Here is a 16,173-nt window from a genome sequence, read left to right as displayed (position 1 = left end):
GGATTCGGGCAATATGGCCCGTTCCGTGCATGCCTAACCAAATAAAACAATTAAAGGAGGAAAAGACAATGAAAGAGAAAAAACGGATGTGGAACTACAGGGAATTTCCGGAGGACCCGGAGGTAACGGCGCTCATGCCCGGTTTTGAAATCCAGTATATGATTACGGGCGATACGGTGGAAGAAAACGAGCATCACTGCGTTTTCGGGCATTGCGTATTCCCACCGCATTCCATGCACGGCCGCCACGGCCACACGCGCTCCGCGGAAATCATTTACGTCATCCGCGGACAAGTGACCAGCGGCTATGTAGACGAAAACGGCAACGATGTAGAGGAAATCTGTACGGAAGGCTCGTCTACCTATACGCCCCCAAATGTGACCCACTGGGTTAATAATCCGTTTGAAGAGGAAGCGGAATTTGTATTTGTCTATACTTGCGCGCACAGTATTCCCGATAGCGGGTATTATGACGTAAAGACCGATAAATAGCGGAGGGGAAGCAATGAAAGCGGTTAAAATCGTAGGACAGGAAAAAATAGAGGTTGTCGAGACTCCGGTTCCGGAAGTCGGGCCGAACGATGCGCTCGTACGCCTGAAAGCGACTGCGCTTTGCCGGAGCGACCTTTACAGGTATCACGGCACCACATGCTTTGACGACGACAGCGCAAACACGAATTTCACCCCCGGGCATGAACCGTGCGGGATCGTTGAAAAGGTCGGGGACAAGGTCACAAACGTAAAACCGGGCGACCGGGTCGGCCTGTTCATGTTTGTCGGGTGCGGGGAATGCGAATATTGCCTCCACGGGGATGAGATGTTGTGCAAACAGTTTGGCTGCATCGGCTTCCAGCGCGACGGCGCGCACGCGGACTACATCGTGCTGCCCGGCGCAAATTGCCTAAAAATACCGGACGAAATGTCGTTTGTCGCCGCGTCGCTGCTGACGGATGTGGGCGGCGGCCTTTATACGGCGTGCCGGAACCTGGATGTCAAAGGCGGGAAATACGTCGTCATCGTGGGCGCGGGCCCCATGGGCTGCGGCGGTGTGATGATGGCCAAAGCGTTTGGCGGCAAGGTCATCATTGTGGACGTGGATTCGGGCCGGCTTGATTTTGCGCGCGGAATCGGCGCGGACTATGCCATAAATCCAAAAGAGGAAGATGTCGAAAAGCGGGTGCTGGAAATCACCCGCGGACGCGGCGCGGATATCGCCATTGAATGCACGGGAAACGAGGTCGGCGCAAATACCGCCCTTAATGTTGTACGCCCGCTTGGCCGGGTGGGAATCATCGGCGAAAATTCAAGCTGCACGTTTGATCCGAGCGCGCAGGTAATCCATAAACGGCTGACGATCCTGGGATGCTGGGTGTTCAATAAGAACGATTGGGGAGAAATTGTGGATTTTGTCCTGGAAAACAATGTTCCAATCGAAAAGCTTGCCACGCACAAATATGGAATCGAAGACGCGGAGGAAGCCTACCGGGTGTTTGATTCCCACGGCGCGCAGAAGGTTGTATTTGTCTGGGACGAATAGGGGTCCTTTCTACTTAGGTCGGGGTAAAAGCGCCTTTTCAAAAAAGGCGCTTTTACCATTGTTATCCCGTCCCCGGCGTGCCGTCTTTATTTTAATTCGAAGTCCGAAAACAATATGTTATAATTGAATAAACAACACAATCCGGCCGTCCGGCCATTTTTTTCAGGTTGTATAAGGGTGAAATTATGGATAAAGAGAGAGCTTTAAGAATTTATTTGGCAGAAGATGAAAGCATTATTTTGAATTGGATCAAGTCCGAATTGCTGGATATGGGATATGATGTAATCGGCTGCGCCACCGACGGAAAAACGGCGGTGGCGGAGGTGCTGCTCCTTGAACCCGATATGGTCATCATGGATATCAATATGCCCGAAATGGACGGAATTTCCGCCATTGAAAAAATTGTGGAAGCCCGGCTTGTCCCGGTCATTGTGATTACCGGCTATTCGGACCCGGAACTGATCGACCGTGCCAATGAAGCCGGCGTTTTCGGCTATCTGATTAAGCCGATCGATATCCACGAGCTATATTCCACCATTAAAATTACGCAGCGCAGGTTCGAGGAATTCAAAAACGTCCTTTGCAACCTAAAGGATGTGAAAGGGGCGCTCGAGGACAGGAAATATGTTGAAAAGGCAAAGGGAATCCTGATGGACCGGTTTGGGCTGACGGAAGAACAGGCAATGAAAACGATGCAGAAAAAGAGCAGGAATACCAATAAAAAGCTTGCGCGGGTGGCAAAGGACATCATTGTCTCGGAGCAGATTTTAAAATAGTATGGAAAAATACAATTTCAGGATCAGGAACCTGTCGGCCGTCCGGTTCCAAAAACAAATTATAGACCACATTGATTTTGACCTGCGGGAAGGCGAAGTCCATACCGTAATCGGCACGACGGCAACGGATGTGTCGGATTTTGTGGATATCCTTGAAGGCGGGAACAGCAACATCAGCGGAAATATTATTATCGGGGAAAAAGAGTATGACGCGGGAGATATTGGAAAGTGGACAAAGGAAATCGACCATATCCGGCATGAAAATACGCTCTACGATAACCTTTCCATCGTCCATAATTTATATTTAATCAACCGTCCTTTTTTCCTGCTCAATAAAAAGAAATACGTAAAGCTGTGCCAGAAGCTCCTGGACCATTTTGATATCCATATCGATGCGGAAACCAAGGTCGATATGCTTACGCACGAACAAAAAAATATTATCGAGCTGCTGCGGCTTTACCTTTGTTCCAAAAGCACGATTGTCCTGCACGAAACCTTGGATTATATGGATTATGCCTATTACCTGAAATTCCAGCAAATCATTTCCAAAATGCAGGGAGAGGGAAAGAGCTTTTTATATGTCACGTCCAAATTCGAGGATATATTCAAGCTTTCCGACCGGATATCCTTCCTTTCGAAAGGAAGGATATCCGGCACCTATCTTGCGGAGGAAGTGAAAAAAGACCCGACAAAAACCATGTACCTGATGTCCGGATGGGAAAATTTCATGGTGGAGGAAAACCAGCACGAGGAAATCCATGAAATGATCGATGCAATTTTCAAAGGAACGGAGATTCTCACCTCGAGCTATGAATTGCGGGACGTACTCGTATTTATCGCGGATAACCTTGCAAAGCATATACAGGCGAAGCACTGCGTCATTTACATTATAGACGAGATGGCGAATAATATTATCGATACGATCAACAACGACGATATCGCCGGAAAGAAATACCGCCTGAAATCGGATTTTGTCGAGCGGCTGGCAAAAAGCGATACAAACAAGTTCTTTTTTGCCAATTGTACGCATGAGGAAAGAAAAAATTACTTTGAAGAGGAAAACGATACGAAGTCGCTGATGGGCGTGCCCATTATCCATAAGGCAAAAGTTGTCGGACTGATACAGGTTTCCTACGATAAGTATTATATGTATACGGAAAAAGACCTGATGTATATTGCGACCATGAAAAACGAAATTGTGCTGGCAATCGAAAACTCAAGGCTGATGGGAAGGTCCGCGCTGCTCCAGGAAAGCCACCACCGCATCAAAAATAATCTCCAGATTATTATCAGCCTGCTTTACATGCAGAAGAACAACCTCCGCAAAAGCAAGGAGGCGGAATGGAGCGACGCCATCGATACAACGATTTACCGCATCAAGAGCATTGCCGCGGTCCACGATATGCTGTCCAATGAAAAAATGAAGAGCAGCATCGTCAACCTGCGGAAAATCATTACAGAGATTGTCAAATTATATAAAACGCCGAGAATCAGCCTTGTACTGGAACTGGACGACGCCTTCATGCCTTATAACAAAGCGGCTTCCGCCGCGCTTGTGATTAACGAGCTGATTAACAATTGTGTCAAACATGCGTTTGGTTCCAGCGGGGAAGGAATCGTCAGGGTAGTGTGCCGGGACGGGGATGAGGAAATCCGGATGTCGGTTATTGACAACGGAAAAGGCGCCGACGAACAGAAGCTGCACCGGAAAGGAGGGCTTGGGATATCGATTGTGGAATCGATCGTCTCCGGGGATTTCAAAGGAAAAATCGAATACCGTGTCGACCACGGCACCACCGTAGATATTGTTTTCCCCAAGCATATTATTTATGACGGGGGCGGCCACGGCAAATAACGAAGCCCCCGGCAGGCGGTTCAGCACAGGATTCGCGCAAACTACGCGCCGTATGCGCGGCGCTGCTCCTTCCTATCCAATATTTTAATGTCTCCCGGCGATTCCGCGCAGGCAGGCGCTTTTGGACGTGTTTTTGTACCGGAAGGCAAGTCCCGAAAACATTAAAATTCTTTGCGTTGTGTTTCCCGTAAAACCGGATGGTTAAAAAGAAAAGACCATAATTTACAGGAGGAACACAAAAAATGATGAACCCTTTTAAAGAAAAACCAATGGCAATGGACGAAGGCTTCCTTGGCTGGAAAGAGCTTTACCAAAAACCATATTCCAAAAATGATGCGGACCCCTACACGAAATGCCGCGTAATCCTGATGAACGGGATTGAAACCGAGGCGGTTATGTTCGGCCAGCAGTTCCACCGGAACTGTGCGGACAACGAACTGCGCCGCGAGATCGCGGCCTGCCGCCGCCAGGAGCAGATGCAGCAGAAGACCATCAATTGGCTGTCGCCCGGCGACGAAACGCAGCTCGAAACCACCATCGGTTACGAACACCTTGCCGTGGACCTCACGGCGTGGCTGGCGCAGCACGAGCCGGACGAATATGTGAAGCAGTGCATGGATTTTGCGCTCCTCGAAGATTTTGACCATCTGTACCGTTACTCGAACCTGCTCGATATGGATATGAATATCCCCGCGCATAAGCTGGTGAAGGGCTATGTGGACATCACGCCCGGCAGGCCGACGGTCGCGCACCACCGCTATCCGTTTGAATCGGTCAAGCGTTTTGCGGATTTCAAGACGGCGGACGACCGCACCAAGCTCCATACGCTGATTATCACTGCGGGCGAGCAGCAAACCATGAATTTCTATATGAACATCGGCAATACCTACCCCACCGATCCGGGACGAAAGCTGTATCTTGAAATCGGTATGGTGGAGGAGCAGCATGTCACGCAGTACGGCGGCCTGATGGACCCGAACTGCACGTGGCTTGAAAACCTGCTGCTGCATGAATATACGGAATGTTACCTGTACGATTCGTTTTATGAGGACGAAGTGGACGCAAATATCAAGAAAATCTGGGAGCGCCACCTGATGCAGGAAATTTCCCACCTTCACAAAGCGGCGGAACTGCTCGAAAAATATGAAGGCAAGGAATGGCAGCAGGTATTGAATTCAGGCGAATTCCCCGAGCTGCTGAAATTCCACGACACCAAGGACTATGTGCGCGATGTGCTTGCAAACCAGGTCGAGCTCACCGCGGACAAGGAAGATTTCGTCAGCATCCACGACCTGCCCGAAGACCATGAATTCTTCACCTACCAGGAGAAGGTCAACGGCTCGAATATACGCGGCGTGCAAAGCCACGTCGTGATCGCGGACCATCAGAAGAACAGCAAGGACGGCGAGGACTACCGCGACGAGAAGAAAGAAAATCCGGTTCCGGGACTGAAGGACCGCAAAAAAGACAATACCACCATCGGCAGGACAAAATAAAGCGGCGATTCGTCCATATACATAACTCCCTGAAAGCAAAAAGCGGCAAATGCCGCTTTTTGTTATTTCCTTTTATTAGTATGACCCGGAAAGACAGCGCCGCTCCTGGCGCTACGGCTCCGGCTTTGCCCGAAACCTGTCCGGAATTCCGGAATAAAGGCCGCTTCCGGGGGAAATTCAACGCTGCTTTTCGCCGCGCTGCTCGAGCCTGCTGATGCTTTCCTCTTCCCCAATCACCACCAGGACGTCGCCGTCCGCGATTACATCGCCGGGCAGCGGGCTCACATTGATGGCGTTTTCAGGGCCCTTAATGGCAATGATGTTTACGCCGTATTTTTTGCGGAAATCAAGATCGATCAGCGTTTTCCCCACCCATACGGGAAGCGCCTCGATCTCGGCGATCCCATAATCGTCCGAAAGCTCGATGAAGTCAAGGATATTGGAAGAGATCAGGTTGTGCGCTACGCGGATGCCCATATCCCGCTCGGGGAATACCACCTTATCTACGCCCATCTTGTACAGCACCTTCGCGTGCACCTCGCTCTGCGCTTTCACCAGCACAAGGTCGATTCCCTGCTCCTTGCAAATAAGCGCCGCCATGATGCTCGACTGAATTTCGCCGAGGCAAACGCACGCCACGTCGAAATTGCGGATGCCGAGGGATTTCAGGGCCTGCTCGTCCGTCGCGTCCGCCTGCACGGCATGCGTCGCGAAGCTGATCGCCTGGTCCACCTTTTCCTCGTTTATGTCAATTACCAGTACGTCCGCGTCCTGGTCGACAAGCGTTTTTGCAACACTCGTGCCAAACCGCCCGAGCCCGATTACCACATATTGTTTTTTCATCATGCTTCTCCTGTCATTATCCGATCATTATCCGCTCTTCGGGATAACGTATACTGCTTACATTCTGCTTGCTCATGCGTTTTGCCACTGCCATGGATACGGTAAAGACGCCCACCCTGCCCGCAAACATCGTAATGATAATCAAAATCTGGCTGACGGGGGAAAGCGCGTGCGTGATTCCCGTGGAAAGCCCGACCGTCGCAAAGGCCGAAACCGTCTCAAACAGCAGGTCGGAAGCCGAAATATGGGATTGCTCGGTGATGCACAGCAGCATCGTGATAAACCCGACAAACACAAAGGCAATCGTGGCAATCGTAATAGCCCGCATCATCACGTCCTTGTTCATGCGGCGTTTCATCATAACGGTATCCTTTTTGCCGGTCACGATGGTCACTACCAAAAAAAGCAGCATCACCGCGGTTGTGGTTTTGATACCGCCGCCCGTACCGGACGGGGAAGCGCCGATGAACATCAGCGCCGTGGTTGCAATCTTGGATGCGGGCATCAGGTCGCCCTGCGGAATGGTCGCATAGCCTGCGGTACGCGGCGTCACAGCCTGGAACATCGCCCCAAGCACCTTGTCGGATGCGGAAACCCCTTCCGCGCCCAGCGTACGGGGATTGTTCCATTCGGCGACCAGGAAAAACAAAAATCCTGCCAGCACAAGGACGGCGGACGTAATCAAAACAATTTTCGTGTGCAGCTTCAAATGATACCGGTGCCCGAGAAGCGCCTTGCGGTAAAGCTCCACCACCACGAAAAAGCCCAGCCCGCCGATGGTAATCAGGGACATAACCGTAATGGTCACCAGCGGGTCATACGCATAAGGGACGAGGCTGTTCCCCAACCCGAACACGTCGAAGCCCGCGTTGCAGAAGGAAGAAATTGAATGGAATACGCTGTAGTAAAGGCCCCGCGCGGCCCCGTATTCCGGAACAAAGCGAATGGAGAGGAGTAGGATACCGGCGGCCTCGGCGACGGCGGTCACAATCAAAACGTTGCGCGTCATGCGCACCACGCCCTGCAAATGGGTCTCGCCCAGCGAATCCTTGATTACAATCCGGTCCTTGAGCGTAATCCGCCTTCCGATCAGCATATACACCATGGAGGTCGCCGTCATAAACCCGATTCCGCCAAGCTGGATCAGGACCAGCATGACCATCTGCCCAAACAGGGAAAACGCCGTGCCGATCTCAAGCACGGAAAGCCCGGTCACACACACGGCCGACGTGGCGGAAAAAAATGCAGACAAAAAGCCCACCGATTCCCCCGTGGAGGAAGCTGCCGGCAGGCACAAAAGAACGGCGCCTATCAGTATCATTCCGCCGAACCCGAACACCAGTATTTCGGCGGGGTTCAGCGGCCTTTTCCGTTTCATGATCCTCAAGCCGAATACCTCGAATCAAATCTCTGTACCATTATACACCCTTTCCCGTAAAAGTACACAGGATTCCCGGGCCGCAGTAAAAAATTGTGAAAAAATTTATAATATATGGAATATTTTTCGGCTTTCATGAATATATGTTATAAACAGTCCGGCCGGGGGCCGGGGAAAGGGTGTAAAGAAATGCTAAAAGAGGCAATCGATGTATTATTGATAGACGACGACACACAGACAGCGCTTGAAATGGAGCATTTCCTCACGCAGCAGGAGGATATCCACCAGGTGAATTGCGCCTGTTCGGTACGCGAGGCGGTGGAATATTGCTCGTTATGCGCCTACGATATCGCGGTTGTGGACCTGGTGATGCCCGGCTCGGACGGCTTCAGCTTCCTTGAACATGCGGCGGAAAAAATGGAACACGCGCCGGATACGATTATCGTATCCGCAATCAGCAGTGAAGACGTAATTAAAAAATCGTTCCATATGGGGGCGAAATACTATATGATTAAGCCCTACCAGAAGGATACGCTGTACCGCCGGATGTGGGACGTCCTGCGCCTGCGCGAAGGGGAACCCTCCGGTACGGGCATGGTGGCCGGGGGAACGGTAAGCCTCGACCAGCGCATTGGGGACCTGTTTCTGCGCATGGGGGTGCCGCCCCACCTGAAAGGTTACCAATACCTGAAAGAAGCCGTAAAGCTTACCGTGCAGGACCGCATGATTATCTACAGCATCACCAGGGAGCTGTACCCGAGGATTGCGAAAACTTTCGACGTAACCTCCACAAAGGTGGAACTGGCAATCCGGCATACGGTGGAGGTAATGTACGACCGGGACCGGATGCGTCATTTACAGGAGGTTCTCGGGTTCCCGTCCAGCGTAAACAAGCAAAAGCCTACCAACGGGGAACTGATCGCGCTCATTGCCGATAAGCTTATCAGCGAAGGAAATGAATAATTATGCGCAGAATTGTTTCACATAAATGTTTCACAAAATGAATAATTGTGGATAACGTGGATAAGTTTGTGGATAACCCGGGTTCAAAAGGGGCTTTTTCTGGCGAAAAGTGAAAAGGCCTGTGGATAATGCGGATAAACATGGATGAATAATGTGCCGGTTATATGAATAAACCGGAAAAACCGGGAACATTCCCGGTATGCGGAAAAAGAATCGTTCATACGTTTTGCTTGGTGAATATGCGTACAATATGCAAATAGGAAGTCCCGGAAAATATTTCCGGGATTTTTTATAATATGTACTTGACAATAGTGTATGTCGCACAGTATAATGCAAATATAGTGTACGACACACACTATTGGAGGAAACATATTATGGAAACACCGGAAGAAATTTTGAACGGGCTATCACAGGAACTGCGGCGGGGAACCATCGTTATGTGCGTGCTGGCGCAGCTTGCCGAGCCGCGGTACGGGTATTCGCTGGTGCAGCGGCTTACGGAGGCGGGCATGCCCACCGAAGCGGGAACGCTTTACCCGCTGTTGCGCAGGCTGGAAAAGCAGGGCTTGCTTGCGAGCCAGTGGGAAACGGACGGCGCGAAGCCGCGGAAATATTACGCGATCACGCCGCAGGGAACGGAAGTATACCGGAAACTGCTTAAACAGTGGAAGGAAATGGCGGAGACGATCGAGCGGATCACGGGAGGGGAAGAGCAATGACGACGCGGGAAATGATAGAGCGCTATATTTACGACGTAGCGCGCAGGCTGCCTTCGGAGCAGCGGGAGGATATCAGCAAGGAGCTTGCGGGTCTCATCGACGACATGCTCGAAGAGCGTGCGGGAAACGGGAAGACCGAACAGGAAAATACGGAGGACGTGTTGAAGGAGATGGGCGCGCCCTACGCCCTTGCGGGAAAATACCGCGGGGATAAAAAATACCTGATCGGGCCGGAGTATTTCGAGCAATATTGGTTTGTGCTCAAAATCGTTCTGATTGCGGTAACCGTGGGAATGGTGATCGCCGCGGTTGTGCAGGGCGTGGCGTGGGTCCTCGAAACGCCGGGCATGACGCAGGCGATGATCTTTGGAAACATGGCTTCCGGCGTGGGAATGGCCGTTGCAAATGTGATTATGGGCCTTGTGCAAGGGTTTGCGTGGGTGACGATCATTTTTGCGATCATCGAGCGCTGCTCGCTGAAGGTCAACATCAAGGAAGCGGTATCGGAAGCGTGGAAGCCGCAGGATTTAAAGGACAAACCGGTTCCCACGGAAAAGGCGATCCTCAAAAAAGGGGACTCCATCGCGGGCATTGTGTTCACAGTCGCGGTGATTATCCTGTTCAACCTGCTGCCCTTCCTGATGGGATTCTGGATCGCGGGGCCGGACGGCGTGGTACATTCCATACCAATTTTTAACCTTGAAACGCTCAAAACGGTATTGCCCCTTTTAAACGCCTGCTTTGCGCTCGGAATCCTCCGCGAGGCGCTGCGCGTGGCGGCGGGCAGGCATACGGTTTGGCTGGGGGCTGCGACCACAGTGCTCAACCTGGTCGCGATGATCCTTTCGTGCATGGTGTTCTTCAACCCGGCGATCTGGAATATGGAAATCATAAACCAGGCCGCGGCAATCAACCCGGAGTTTTTCACCGTCGGGCTGGACCAGCTGAATATGTTCTTCGGTTATTTCACCCGTTACTTCGGCTGCATCCTGATTTTCGCTTTTGTGCTGGACAGCGCGACCTCGCTCTACAAAGGAATCCGCTACGGCCGGGCATAATAATATGAAAAAAGTGGAAAAGATACGGTGGGCTTACACGGAAAAGGTAGCCGTTCCAGAGGAAGAATATTGGGAGGCAAAGCGGGAGCTTTTGCCAGGGGAATTTTCAAAAACCTATGTGGGCGAGGAGCCGGGGAGGTATTACCGGTATGAGCCGCCTACGGATGCCGAGCTGAACCTGCTGCTCGCGGATTCATCGGAAAAGAACACGGCGGTCACCAAAAACATTATGCTGATTTTCCTGACCGCCGCCGCGCTGGCATTTGTTTTCCTGCTGGCCGGCTGAAACGAAAAGGGGCTGTCCGGATTCCGGGGCAGCCCCTTTTTGCAGTCCATAAATTATATATATATTTAGTATACGAGGGCTTGCCCTCCGGTACAAATTGACCCCCGGATTTACAGCAGCTCTTCAAAGCTTTTGATGTAATAGTCCGCCGCATCCTCAAGTCCGTTCTGTTCCCGAAAGGACCAGGGCTCGTACACGCCGCATGTGGAAAAGCCGCCCGCTTTCGCGCCGAGGACGCCCGTGCGGATATCCTCGAACACCATGCAGTCTGCGGGCAAAACGCCGATGCGTCCGGCGGCCAGCAGGTAAACGTCGGGGAACGCCTTGCTGCGCCCGGCCTCGCGGGACGAGGTAAACGCGTCGAACAGGCCGTATATCCCGTTATGCCGGAGGACGGGTTCGTACAAATAGGCGGTGAGCGCCGTCGCCGCGCCGATCCTCACGCCGCGTCCCTTCAGCATGCGGAGATATTCCCCCGCGCCCTCCTTGAGCCTTACTTTGTTCGCGTAAATGGAATGCGCCATCCCGTTCCACTCGGCGATCAGTTCCTCCGGCTTGTCGTCAAGGCCGAGGGTGGAAATCGCATAACCGGCCGCCTCGTCTGAAAACATAGGCGTGATGGCCTCCACATATCCTTCGGGCGCGGAAAGGTTGCGCTTTTTGAGAAACGCCCTGTTGACATCCGACCAGACATACATGGAATCGAGGAGCGTGCCGTCAAGGTCGAAGATTGCGCCTTTAAACTCCGGAAGCATTGTGCCGTCCTCCCTGTTACAGTTTTTGCTTAATAAAAATGCAGCGGGAACTTTTCCCGCTGCATTTTACCGTCATCGAATCGCGGTTCAGCCCTTCGGGCCTGCGTCCACAATGTGCTTCGGCATGTTCGGATATTTCTTTGCGAAGTTATCTTCAAACATTTTCGCCAGTTTCTTTGCAGATTCGTCGTAAGCCGCCTTGTCCGCCCACGTGTCGCGCGGGTTCATGATCTCGTCAGGAACCTCCGGGCAGCTCTGCGGAACATCTACGTTGAACACCGCGTCATGCTTGAACTCGGCATTCTCGAGCGTGCCGTTCAGGGCGGCGGTAATCATCGCGCGCGTGAATTTCAGCTTCATGCGGCTGCCGACGCCGTAGGGGCCGCCCGACCAGCCGGTGTTTACGAGGTACACCTTGGTGTTGTATTTGGCAATCTTTTCTCCCAGCATTTCCGCGTAAACGGAAGGGTCCATCGGCATAAACGGAGCGCCGAAGCAGGTGGAGAAGGTCGGCTGCGGCTCGGTAATGCCGCGCTCCGTACCCGCCAGCTTGGAAGTAAAGCCCGTTACAAAGTGGTACATTGCAGCGTTCTCATCGAGGCGGCTGATGGGCGGAAGTACGCCGAATGCGTCCGCCGTAAGGAAGATAATAACCTTCGGGATATCGCCGACGCCCGGGATTGCCGCGTTGGAAATGAAGTTTACCGGATAGCCCACGCGGGTGTTTTCCGTGAGACTGCCGTCGTTGAAGTCAGGCGTGCGCGTTTCCGGGTCGAGGATTACATTTTCCATCAGCGCGCCGAAACGGATCGCGTTGTAGATTTCCGGCTCTCCTTCGGGATCGAGGTTAATGGTCTTGGCATAGCAGCCGCCTTCAAAGTTGAAGATGCCGCGTTCGGACCAGCCGTGCTCGTCGTCGCCGATCAGCTTACGGTTCGGGTCGGCGGACAGCGTCGTTTTGCCTGTGCCGGAAAGGCCGAAGAATACGGCCGTATCGCCCGTCTCGGGGTCCATGTTTGCAGAGCAGTGCATGGGCAGGACGTCTTCTTTGGGCATCAGGAAGTTCATGACGGAGAATACGCTCTTTTTGATTTCGCCCGCATATTGCGATCCTGCGATCACAACCAGCTTCGCTTCATAGTCGATCATGATGGCGGCTTCGCTGTGTACGCCGTCCTCTTCCGGAATGCATTTGAATCCGGGCGCGGCAATGATCGTGAAATCAGCGTCGCCGTAAGAGGCCAGCTCGTCCGCGGTCGGGCGGATCAGGAGCTGGTGGATAAACAGGTTCTCGCTCGCCAGCTCGTTCACGATGCGGAACTTTTTCGTGCAGGCCGGGTCTGCGCCCGCAAAGCCGTCGAAAATAAAAATTTCACGATTTTGCAGGTAAGCGACCAGCTTGTTTTTGATCGCGTCGAATTTCTCTTTGGTAATCGGCACGTTTACGCTGCCCCAGGCAATGTCGTCGTGAACGCCGGGGGTGTCGACAATAAATTTGTCCTTAGGCGAACGTCCCGTATATTTTCCCGTGGTCACCGTCAGCGCGCCCGTGTCGCTCAGTACGCCCTCGCCCCTTCTCAACGCCGCTTCCACCAGCAAAGCGGGGGACAGGTTGCGGTGAACTGCCGTGGGATTCAGTATCCCTAATTTTTCCAGACCGTAAGTCTCCATCGTATACCTCCTAAAATATGTTTTAAATAATAATTTTGTGCAATTCAGAAACCACCCGAAAGCGGTATGGAATACAATTTGAACGTACCCCATATTATAAGTATTCTATAAATACCCCTTTAATCCTTCTTGAAAATAAAAAAAGTTGTGAAATTTTTTACAATATCTGAAAAATTAGTTTTGCAATCTCGCAGAATTGGGCGGGAGAAAGCTCCTGCGCCCTTGCATTCGGGTCGATTTTGCAGGATTCCAAAATTGATTTTGCGTCGCCCTTTGCAAGAGGCTTGAGGTTATTGTAGATGGTCTTGCGGCGCATGGAAAAGGCCGCGCGCACCACCGCCGCATATTCGGCGCGGGGAACGTCGCAGGCGGGATGCGAAAGCTCCATGCGGATAATTGCGGAGTCCACGTCCGGCGCGGGATAAAAGCAGCTATGGGATACGGTGAACAGTGTCTCCGGCTGCGCGAAATACAGGCAGGACGCGGTCAGCGCGCCATAATCCGTGTCTCCCGGCCGGGCGGAAAGACGCTCCGCCACCTCCTTCTGCACCATTGCCGTAACAGAGCGCACGGGCGCGCCGCTTTCCAAAACATGCATAAGGATTTTGCTTGTAATATAGTAGGGCAGGTTGCCGCATACGTGGAAGGGCGCGCCGCCGAAATATTGCCCGCACAGGCTGCGGAGGTCGCATTTCAGGATATCCCCTTCAAGGACCGTAACGTTTGAAAGCCCGGCGAGCGTCCGTTCGTGCAGGGCCAGCAGACCGCGGTCAATCTCTATTGAAACCACCTTTTTTGCGCGCGTGCAAAGCGCCCGCGTAAGCGCGCCGAGGCCGGTGCCGACCTCAAGCACAAAATCTCCGGGCGCAAGCCGCATACTGTCCGCGATTTTCTGTACGATGTTTTCATCGCACAGGAAATTCTGCCCGAATTTTTTCAGCGGGGAGAGTCCGTTTTCTGAAAGCAGCTGCGCAATCTCGCGCGGGGATGTAATGTTCATAACAATTCCTTCCTATTTGTCTCCGGCAAGCAATAGATAACAAGGAATCCGCAAAAATGAAGGAATACGTCGTTCACATCAATTAATGATCGGCGAAGCCGATTCCAAATCTATTACTTATTAACTATTATCTATCTTCCGGTCCCTGTTTCAACAAAAAAAGCGGCGGGCCCTGCCCGCCGCCATACGGTCCTGTTATCCGATCACATAAACCATAGCGCTTGTGCGGCCGAAATTGTTGCATACGTCGTCGTTCGGCTGGTCGCCCATGTAAATATCAACGACGTTGCCGCCCATGCCGCCGCGGTCCTCCACGACAAATTCGCCGTAGCCTTCAATGTAAATCCGCGTCCCCAGGGGAAGCGAGTTGCACGCGACCGTCCTGCCCGCCGCAGGATATGTGCCGGACGAGGTCTTGCTGCCGCTGTTGCAGAAGGAACAATACGCGGTCAACTGCATTTTCATGCCCTTGCTGCCATTGAGGTCCGTATCGTCCGATTTGCTGCCGGACGACGAGGAAGAGGACGAGGATGAACCGCTGCTGCCTTTCGACGAACTGCCGCTGCTGCTCTTCGACGAGCTTCCCGACGAACCGGAACTCTTCTTAGTCGTCGTCTTTTTCGTGGTTTCCTTTGGCTTTTCCGGCTCGACGTAAGTGCCGATCGCCATTACTTGGTCAACAGGCTGCTGCACCACGTCTTCCGAAATGGAATCCTGGGAAATCAGCACGCCGTTCTTGTAAATCTGTTTATAGGTGATGCGCAAAACGCCTTCCTGGCCCGCCTGCACAATGTCGTGCTCGCCCTTTGGCATGGTGGGGTCTTCCTTGGTGGTGTTGTCAAAGGGAATCGCCTGGTCCTCCGTCGTTTCCTGCGTCGTCACCACAATATGGTCAATGGTCATGCCCGAACGGACGATGGTGTCGGGCGAGGGATATACCTCGTCGTTTTCCGCGGGAACAATCCCAGCCTTGTCAAGCGCATCCTGCACGGTGTGCCCGGCGACAATGCTCACCTGGGTTTCCGTCCCGTTGCTCTTTATCGTAATCGGCACCGCGCGGTAAATCGTAATGGTCTGTCCCTCATATAAGGGCGCGCTGAGCTCTGTGGATACCACGTCCTCTTCATCCAGCGCCACCGCGTTGTCCTCGAGGAATTCGCCCACCGTCTGGGCTGTGGTCTCACACTGCAGCTCGCGGCCGTTGTCAATCAGGGTAATCGGCGTGCCGGGCTTGGCGAATGTTGTCTGTACCGTAATCAACGAAACGGCAACCACCGCGATACACACGAGTGAGGTCGTCCGAAGAAGCTTGTCCTGCAAAAAACCGCCCTGCTTTTTGCGGTTGTTTCTGTCCGAGCGCAGCACCCTGCCGCCGCCGTCCTGCCTGCCGGTCTCCTGCTTTGCGGAAACGCGCGCTTTCACACACGAATCCTTGGGCCGTTTTACACGGAACGCGCCAAGGGAAGAAAGCAGGCCCGCCAGCTTGCCGGGCGTCCTGCCTGCCGGGCGCCTCCGCCTTGTTACGGGCGGCAGCTCGTCATCGGATGCAGAGCGGCGGTCCGCCGTATAAAGAATCCGGTTATATTTTGTTTCAGGATGGACCGAAAGGTCGATATCCTTTTTGTGCTTTCCAAAAGGCATAAATTTCCTCCGTCTTTTTTATGGAATTGCTCCATTCCACAAAACGTATGCATATTATACCCCCAAAAGGCCAAAAAGTCAAACGGGCGGAAATGCCATAAAATGGCTTAATGAAGCTGTTTTTCGGGAAAACAGGCTGCCTGCGGAACACACGTATGAATAAAATGTAACGTTTTTGCAATTATTACGAAATAAT

15 protein-coding genes are annotated in these 16,173 nt (G+C 52.6%); 9 read left to right on the top strand and 6 right to left on the bottom strand.

Annotated features, from left to right (window positions below; all coding sequences use genetic code 11):
• The first annotated feature begins 68 nt into the window (after positions 1-68).
• The 5 genes from BBD38_RS04275 (at position 69) to BBD38_RS04255 (ending at position 5,663) form a co-directional block, all read left to right on the top strand.
• Entirely contained in the window at positions 69-491 is a 423-nt protein-coding gene (locus tag BBD38_RS04275) for a cupin domain-containing protein (protein WP_066684972.1), read from the top strand.
• A gap of 13 nt (positions 492-504) precedes the next feature.
• Positions 505-1,536: a zinc-binding dehydrogenase gene (locus BBD38_RS04270; RefSeq protein WP_066684970.1), complete on the top strand. Its 1,032-nt coding sequence runs from the start codon at positions 505-507 to the stop codon at positions 1,534-1,536.
• A gap of 185 nt (positions 1,537-1,721) precedes the next feature.
• The gene (locus tag BBD38_RS04265; RefSeq protein WP_066684968.1) at positions 1,722-2,312 is read left to right on the top strand and encodes an ANTAR domain-containing response regulator; all 591 of its coding nucleotides are present in this window, start codon (positions 1,722-1,724) and stop codon (positions 2,310-2,312) included.
• A 1-nt stretch (position 2,313) separates the two neighbouring features.
• Positions 2,314-4,167, top strand: coding sequence for a histidine kinase dimerization/phosphoacceptor domain -containing protein (locus BBD38_RS04260; protein ID WP_066684966.1), 1,854 nt, complete (start codon positions 2,314-2,316; stop codon positions 4,165-4,167).
• A gap of 242 nt (positions 4,168-4,409) precedes the next feature.
• Entirely contained in the window at positions 4,410-5,663 is a 1,254-nt protein-coding gene (locus BBD38_RS04255; protein ID WP_082989474.1) for a hypothetical protein, read from the top strand.
• A gap of 177 nt (positions 5,664-5,840) precedes the next feature.
• Here BBD38_RS04255 and BBD38_RS04250 read toward each other — a convergent pair whose 3' ends face one another.
• Together BBD38_RS04250 and BBD38_RS04245 are read right to left on the bottom strand one after the other, a co-directional pair.
• Entirely contained in the window at positions 5,841-6,509 is a 669-nt protein-coding gene (locus tag BBD38_RS04250) for a potassium channel family protein (protein WP_066684964.1), read from the bottom strand.
• Positions 6,510-6,522: 13 nt separating this feature from the next.
• A complete protein-coding gene (locus BBD38_RS04245) occupies positions 6,523-7,884 on the bottom strand; it encodes a TrkH family potassium uptake protein (protein ID WP_066685405.1) in 1,362 nt (453 codons plus the stop codon).
• A gap of 189 nt (positions 7,885-8,073) precedes the next feature.
• Between BBD38_RS04245 and BBD38_RS04240 the strand changes: the two genes are divergently transcribed.
• From BBD38_RS04240 to BBD38_RS04225, 4 genes are all read left to right on the top strand, one after another.
• Positions 8,074-8,847, top strand: coding sequence for a sporulation initiation factor Spo0A C-terminal domain-containing protein (locus BBD38_RS04240; protein WP_172807757.1), 774 nt, complete (start codon positions 8,074-8,076; stop codon positions 8,845-8,847).
• 374 nt (positions 8,848-9,221) lie between these two features.
• A complete protein-coding gene (locus tag BBD38_RS04235; RefSeq protein WP_066684960.1) occupies positions 9,222-9,566 on the top strand; it encodes a PadR family transcriptional regulator in 345 nt (114 codons plus the stop codon).
• Complete coding sequence (locus tag BBD38_RS04230) at positions 9,563-10,624, top strand: hypothetical protein (protein ID WP_066684957.1); 1,062 nt, start codon at positions 9,563-9,565, stop codon at positions 10,622-10,624. The genes BBD38_RS04235 and BBD38_RS04230 overlap by 4 nt, the downstream gene beginning before the upstream one ends.
• A 4-nt stretch (positions 10,625-10,628) precedes the next feature.
• Complete coding sequence (locus tag BBD38_RS04225; protein WP_066684955.1) at positions 10,629-10,910, top strand: hypothetical protein; 282 nt, start codon at positions 10,629-10,631, stop codon at positions 10,908-10,910.
• A 110-nt stretch (positions 10,911-11,020) separates the two neighbouring features.
• On the opposite strand, the gene BBD38_RS04220 is transcribed toward BBD38_RS04225, so the two are convergent.
• The 4 genes from BBD38_RS04220 to BBD38_RS04205 all read right to left on the bottom strand — a co-directional run bounded on the left by BBD38_RS04220 (position 11,021) and on the right by BBD38_RS04205 (position 15,977).
• Positions 11,021-11,665, bottom strand: a complete 645-nt coding sequence (locus BBD38_RS04220) for an HAD family hydrolase (RefSeq protein WP_066684953.1) — start codon at positions 11,663-11,665, stop codon at positions 11,021-11,023.
• Positions 11,666-11,752: 87 nt separating this feature from the next.
• Positions 11,753-13,336, bottom strand: coding sequence for a phosphoenolpyruvate carboxykinase (ATP) (gene pckA / locus BBD38_RS04215; RefSeq protein WP_066684951.1), 1,584 nt, complete (start codon positions 13,334-13,336; stop codon positions 11,753-11,755).
• 157 nt (positions 13,337-13,493) lie between these two features.
• Positions 13,494-14,336 carry a 16S rRNA (adenine(1518)-N(6)/adenine(1519)-N(6))-dimethyltransferase RsmA gene (gene rsmA / locus BBD38_RS04210; protein ID WP_066684949.1) on the bottom strand — a complete coding sequence of 281 codons (843 nt, stop codon included), beginning with the start codon at positions 14,334-14,336 and terminating at the stop codon, positions 13,494-13,496.
• A gap of 195 nt (positions 14,337-14,531) precedes the next feature.
• Positions 14,532-15,977: a 3D domain-containing protein gene (locus tag BBD38_RS04205; RefSeq protein WP_066684947.1), complete on the bottom strand. Its 1,446-nt coding sequence runs from the start codon at positions 15,975-15,977 to the stop codon at positions 14,532-14,534.
• Positions 15,978-16,173 lie beyond the last annotated feature (196 nt).

It is taken from the genome of Christensenella intestinihominis (assembly GCF_001678845.1).
Taxonomy (GTDB): Bacteria; Bacillota; Clostridia; order Christensenellales; family Christensenellaceae; genus Christensenella; species Christensenella intestinihominis.
Note: the sequence above shows the minus strand (reverse complement) of the source record. Positions and strands in the feature narration are given on the sequence as shown.